Source organism: uncultured Escherichia sp. (genome assembly GCF_948475835.1).
Lineage (GTDB): Bacteria > Pseudomonadota > Gammaproteobacteria > Enterobacterales > Enterobacteriaceae > ECMA0423.
On the sequence record NZ_CAOLGM010000089.1, the window covers coordinates 1 to 5,816 of the forward strand.

A 5,816-nucleotide genomic window follows, 5' to 3' on the forward strand; every position below is an offset into this window, starting at 1 on the left:
ATCTTCGCGGGCGCATTCTGCAGGTGCCGTCGAACTATAACCCGCAGACGCGGCAATACAGCGGTATCTGGGACGGAACGTTAAAACCGGCATACAGCAACAACATGGCCTGGTGTCTGTGGGATATGCTGACCCATCCGCGCTACGGCATGGGGAAACGTCTTGGTGCGGCGGATGTGGATAAATGGGCGCTGTATGTCATCGGCCAGAATTGCGACCAGTCGGTGCCGGACGGCTTTGGCGGCACGGAGCCGCGCATCACCTGTAACGCTTACCTGACCACACAGCGCAAGGCGTGGGATGTGCTCAGTGATTTCTGCTCGGCGATGCGCTGTATGCCGGTATGGAACGGGCAGACGCTGACGTTCGTGCAGGACCGACAGTCGGATAAGGTGTGGACCTATAACCGCAGTAATGTGGTGATGCCGGATGATGGCGCGCCGTTCCGCTACAGCTTCAGCGCCCTGAAGGACCGCCATAATGCCGTTGAGGTGAACTGGATTGACCCGAACAACGGCTGGGAGACGGCGACAGAGCTTGTTGAAGATACGCAGGCCATTGCCCGTTACGGTCGTAATGTCACGAAGATGGATGCCTTTGGCTGTACCAGTCGGGGGCAGGCACACCGAGCCGGGCTGTGGCTGATTAAAACGGAACTGCTGGAAACGCAGACCGTGGATTTCAGCGTGGGCGCAGAAGGGCTTCGCCATGTGCCGGGCGATGTTATTGAAATCTGCGATGATGACTATGCCGGTATCAGCATCGGTGGTCGCGTGCTGGCGGTGAACAGCCAGACCCGGACGCTGACGCTCGACCGTGAAATCACGCTGCCATCCTCCGGCACCACGCTGATAAGCCTGGTTGACGGTGAGGGTAATCCGGTCAGCGTGGAGGTCCAGTCCGTCACCGACGGCGTGAAGGTGAAAGTGAGCCGTGTTCCTGACGGCGTTGCTGAATACAGCGTGTGGGGGCTGAAGTTGCCGACGTTGCGCCAGCGCCTGTTCCGCTGCGTGAGTATCCGTGAGAACGACGACGGCACGTATGCCATCACTGCCGTGCAGCATGTACCGGAGAAAGAGGCCATCGTGGATAACGGGGCGCACTTTGACGGCGACCAGAGCGGCACGGTGAATGGTGTCACGCCGCCAGCGGTGCAGCACCTGACTGCCGAAGTCACCGCAGACAGCGGGGAATATCAGGTGCTGGCGCGCTGGGACACACCGAAGGTGGTGAAGGGCGTGAGCTTCCTGCTCCGTCTGACCGTAACAGCGGACGACGGCAGTGAGCGGCTGGTCAGCACGGCCCGGACGACGGAAACCACATACCGCTTCACACAACTGGCGTTGGGGAACTACAGGCTGACAGTCCGGGCGGTAAATGCGTGGGGACAGCAGGGCGATCCGGCATCGGTATCGTTCCGGATTGCCGCACCGGCAGCGCCGTCTCGGATTGAGCTGACACCGGGCTATTTTCAGATAACCGCCACGCCGCATCTTGCGGTTTATGACCCGACGGTACAGTTTGAGTTCTGGTTCTCGGAAAAACGGATTGCGGATATCAGGCAGGTTGAAACCAGCGCGCGTTATCTTGGTACGGCACTGTACTGGATAGCCGCCAGTATCAATATCAAACCGGGCCATGATTATTATTTTTACGTTCGCAGTGTGAACACCGTTGGCAAATCGGCATTCGTGGAGGCTGTTGGTCGGGCGAGCGATGATGCGGAAGGTTACCTGGATTTTTTCAAAGGCCAGATAACCGAATCCCATCTTGGCAAGGAGCTGCTGGAAAAAGTCGAGCTGACGGAGGATAACGCCAGCAAACTGGAGGAGTTTTCGAAAGAGTGGAAGGACGCCAGTGATAAGTGGAATGCCATGTGGGGCGTCAAAATTGAGCAGACCAGAGACGGCAAACATTATGTCGCGGGTATTGGCCTCAGCATGGAGGACACGGAGGAAGGCAAACTGAGCCAGTTCCTGGTTGCCGCTAACCGTATCGCGTTTATTGATCCGTCTAATGGCAACACAAGACCAATGTTTGTTGGTCAGGGCGATCAGATATTCATGAACGACGTGTTCCTGAAACGCCTGACGGCTCCGACCATTACCAGCGGCGGTAATCCTCCGGCATTTTCCCTGACACCGGATGGGCGGCTGACGGCGAAAAATGCCGATATCAGCGGTAACGTGAATGCGAACTCCGGGACGCTCAACAACGTCACGATTAACGAGAACTGTCGGGTTCTGGGAAAACTGTCCGCGAACCAGATTGAAGGCGATCTCGTTAAAACAGTGGGCAAAGCTTTCCCCCGGGACTCCCGTGCACCGGAACGGTGGCCATCAGGGACCATTACCGTCAGGGTTTATGACGATCAGCCGTTTGACCGGCAGATTGTTATTCCTGCGGTGGCATTCAGCGGCGCTAAACATGAGAGAGAGCATACTGATATTTACTCCTCATGCCGTCTGATAGTGCGGAAAAACGGTGCTGAAATTTATAACCGTACCGCGCTGGATAATACGCTGATTTACAGTGGCGTTATTGATATGCCTGCCGGTCACGGTCACATGACGCTGGAGTTTTCGGTGTCAGCATGGCTGGTAAATGACTGGTATCCCACAGCAAGTATCAGCGATTTGCTGGTTGTAGTGATGAAGAAAGCCACCGCAGGCATCAGTATCAGCTGAATTTTATAACCCATATACGGGCGCCAGAAATGGCGCCTTTTTTATTGCAGAAAAGCGAGAGGTAATTATGCGTAAAGTTTGTGCAGCCATTTTGTCCGCAGCCATCTGTCTGTCCGTATCCGGTGCGCCTGCATGGGCATCTGAACATCAGTCCACGCTGAGCGCGGGCTATCTTCATGCCTCGACGAACGTTCTCGGCAGCGATGATCTTAACGGGATTAACGTGAAATACCGTTATGAGTTTACGGACACACTGGGGCTGGTGACGTCATTCAGCTATGCAGGAGACAAGAATCGCCAGCTTACCCGTTACAGCGATACCCGCTGGCATGAAGATTCCGTGCGTAACCGCTGGTTCAGCGTGATGGCGGGGCCGTCTGTGCGCGTGAATGAATGGTTCAGCGCGTATGCGATGGCGGGTATGGCTTACAGCCGTGTGTCGACTTTCTCCGGGGATTATCTCCGCGTAACTGACAACAAGGGGAAAACGCACGACGTGCTGACCGGAAGTGATGACGGTCGCCACAGCAACACGTCTCTGGCGTGGGGAGCTGGCGTGCAGTTTAACCCGACCGAATCCGTGGCCATTGATATTGCTTATGAAGGCTCCGGCAGTGGCGACTGGCGCACTGACGGTTTCATCGTGGGTGTCGGTTATAAGTTCTGATTAGCCAGGTAACACAGTGTTATGACAGCCCGCCGGTTCAGGCGGGCTTTTTTGTGGGGTGAATATGGCAGTAAAGATTTCAGGTGTACTGAAAGACGGCACAGGAAAACCGGTACAGAACTGCACAATCCAGCTGAAAGCAAAACGTAACAGCACCACGGTGGTGGTGAACACGCTGGCCTCAGAAAATCCGGATGAAGCCGGGCGTTACAGCATGGACGTTGAGTACGGTCAGTACAGCGTTATTCTGTTGGTGGAAGGATTCCCGCCGTCACATGCCGGGACCATCACCGTGTATGAAGATTCCCGACCCGGTACGCTGAATGATTTTCTCGGTGCCATGACGGAGGATGATGCCCGTCCGGAGGCACTGCGCCGTTTTGAGCTGATGGTGGAAGAGGTGGCGCGTAACGCGTCCGCGGTGGCACAGAACACGGCAGCCGCGAAGAAGTCAGCCAGCGATGCCGGCACATCAGCCCGTGAGGCGGCAACCCATGCGACTGATGCTGCAGGCTCAGCACGTGCAGCCAGCACATCAGCCGGGCAGGCCGCGACGTCGGCTCAGTCAGCGTCTTCCAGCGCAGGAACGGCATCAACAAAGGCTACTGAAGCATCAAAAAGTGCTGCCGCTGCAGAGTCCTCAAAAAGCGCGGCGGCTACCAGTGCCGGTGCGGCGAAAACGTCAGAAACGAATGCCGCAGCGTCACAACAATCAGCAGCCACTTCTGCATCCACCGCGACCACGAAAGCGTCAGAAGCTGCCACCTCAGCCCGGGATGCGGCGGCCTCAAAAGAGGCAGCGAAATCATCAGAAACGAACGCATCATCAAGCGCCAGTAGTGCCGCTTCCTCGGCAACGGCGGCAGGCAATTCCGCGAAGGCGGCAAAGACGTCTGAGACAAACGCCAGGTCTTCTGAAACGGCAGCGGGACAGAGCGCCTCGGCTGCGGCAGGCTCAAAAACAGCGGCTGCGTCGTCTGCCAGTGCCGCGTCAACAAGTGCCGGGCAGGCCTCAGCCAGTGCCACCGCCGCCGGAAAATCGGCAGAAAGTGCCGCATCGTCTGCTTCAACAGCCACAACGAAGGCTGGCGAAGCCACTGAACAGGCCAACGCAGCAGCGAGGTCAGCTTCCGCAGCGAAGACATCCGAAACGAACGCGAAAGCGTCGGAAACCAGCGCAGAATCCTCAAAAACGGCTGCCGCATCGTCCGCCAGTTCGGCGGCGTCATCGGCCTCATCGGCGTCTGCTTCAAAAGATGAGGCGACCAGACAGGCATCAGCAGCGAAAGGCAGCGCCACGACGGCATCCACGAAGGCAACAGAGGCTGCTGGCAGTGCGACGGCGGCAGCACAGAGCAAGAATACGGCAGAATCCGCAGCAACGCGCGCCGAGACAGCAGCTAAACGGGCAGAGGATATTGCATCCGCCGTGGCGCTTGAGGATGCAAGTACGACGAAAAAGGGGATAGTACAGCTCAGCAGTGCGACCAACAGTTCGTCTGAAACGCTGGCGGCAACGCCAAAGGCAGTAAAATCAGCCTATGACAATGCAGAGAAACGTCTGCAGAAAGACCAGAACGGCGCTGATATACCCGATAAGGGACGCTTCCTGAACAACATTAACGCGGTCAGTAAAACAGACTTTGCTGATAAGCGTGGTATGCGTTATGTGCGGGTTAACGCTCCTGCAGGTGCAATATCTGGAAAATATTACCCTGTTGTTGTTATGCGTTCTGCTGGCTCAGTAAGCGAACTGGCATCAAGGGTCATTATCACCACGGCAACGCGAACCGCAGGCGATCCGATGAATAACTGCGAGTTTAACGGATTTGTTATGCCTGGTGGCTGGACTGACAGGGGGCGTTATGCTTATGGAATGTTCTGGCAATATCAAAACAATGAACGAGCCATCCACTCAATAATGATGAGTAATAAGGGCGATGATTTGCGCTCTGTGTTCTATGTTGATGGCGCTGCTTTCCCTGTTTTTGCGTTTATCGAAGATGGCCTGTCAATATCCGCACCTGGTGCTGATCTCGTTGTTAATGATACGACCTATAAGTTTGGGGCAACAAATCCGGCGACTGAATGTATCGCGGCGGACGTTATCCTTGATTTTAAGAGTGGGCGTGGTTTTTATGAGTCTCATTCGTTAATCGTTAACGATAACTTGTCGTGCAAAAAACTTTTTGCCACAGACGAAATTGTAGCGCGTGGTGGTAATCAGATTCGAATGATAGGTGGGGAGTATGGGGCATTATGGCGTAATGATGGCGCTAAAACTTACCTGCTGCTTACCAATCAAGGTGATGTTTATGGTGGCTGGAATACATTAAGACCGTTTGCTATTGATAACGCAACCGGCGAACTGGTTATTGGAACCAAACTGTCCGCAAGTCTGAACGGTAATGCATTAACAGCAACAAAGCTGCAAACGCCAAGACTGGTTTCTGGTGTTGAGT

General features: G+C 55.3%; 2 protein-coding genes and 1 pseudogene (1 of these 3 running past the window's edge). All 3 read left to right on the forward strand.

Going from position 1 to position 5,816, the window contains the following annotated elements:
- The coding region (locus QZF50_RS16415; RefSeq protein WP_290388919.1) for a host specificity protein J at positions 1 to 2,687 on the forward strand (2,687 nt) is incomplete at its 5' end.
- Between the two features lie 67 nt (positions 2,688 to 2,754).
- On the forward strand, positions 2,755 to 3,354 hold the full coding sequence (locus tag QZF50_RS16420) for an Ail/Lom family outer membrane beta-barrel protein (RefSeq protein WP_061892317.1): 600 nt from the start codon (positions 2,755 to 2,757) through the stop codon (positions 3,352 to 3,354).
- Positions 3,355 to 3,418: 64 nt separating this feature from the next.
- A pseudogene (locus tag QZF50_RS16425) lies at positions 3,419 to 5,816 on the forward strand (prophage tail fiber N-terminal domain-containing protein) (it continues 1,008 nt past the right edge of the window).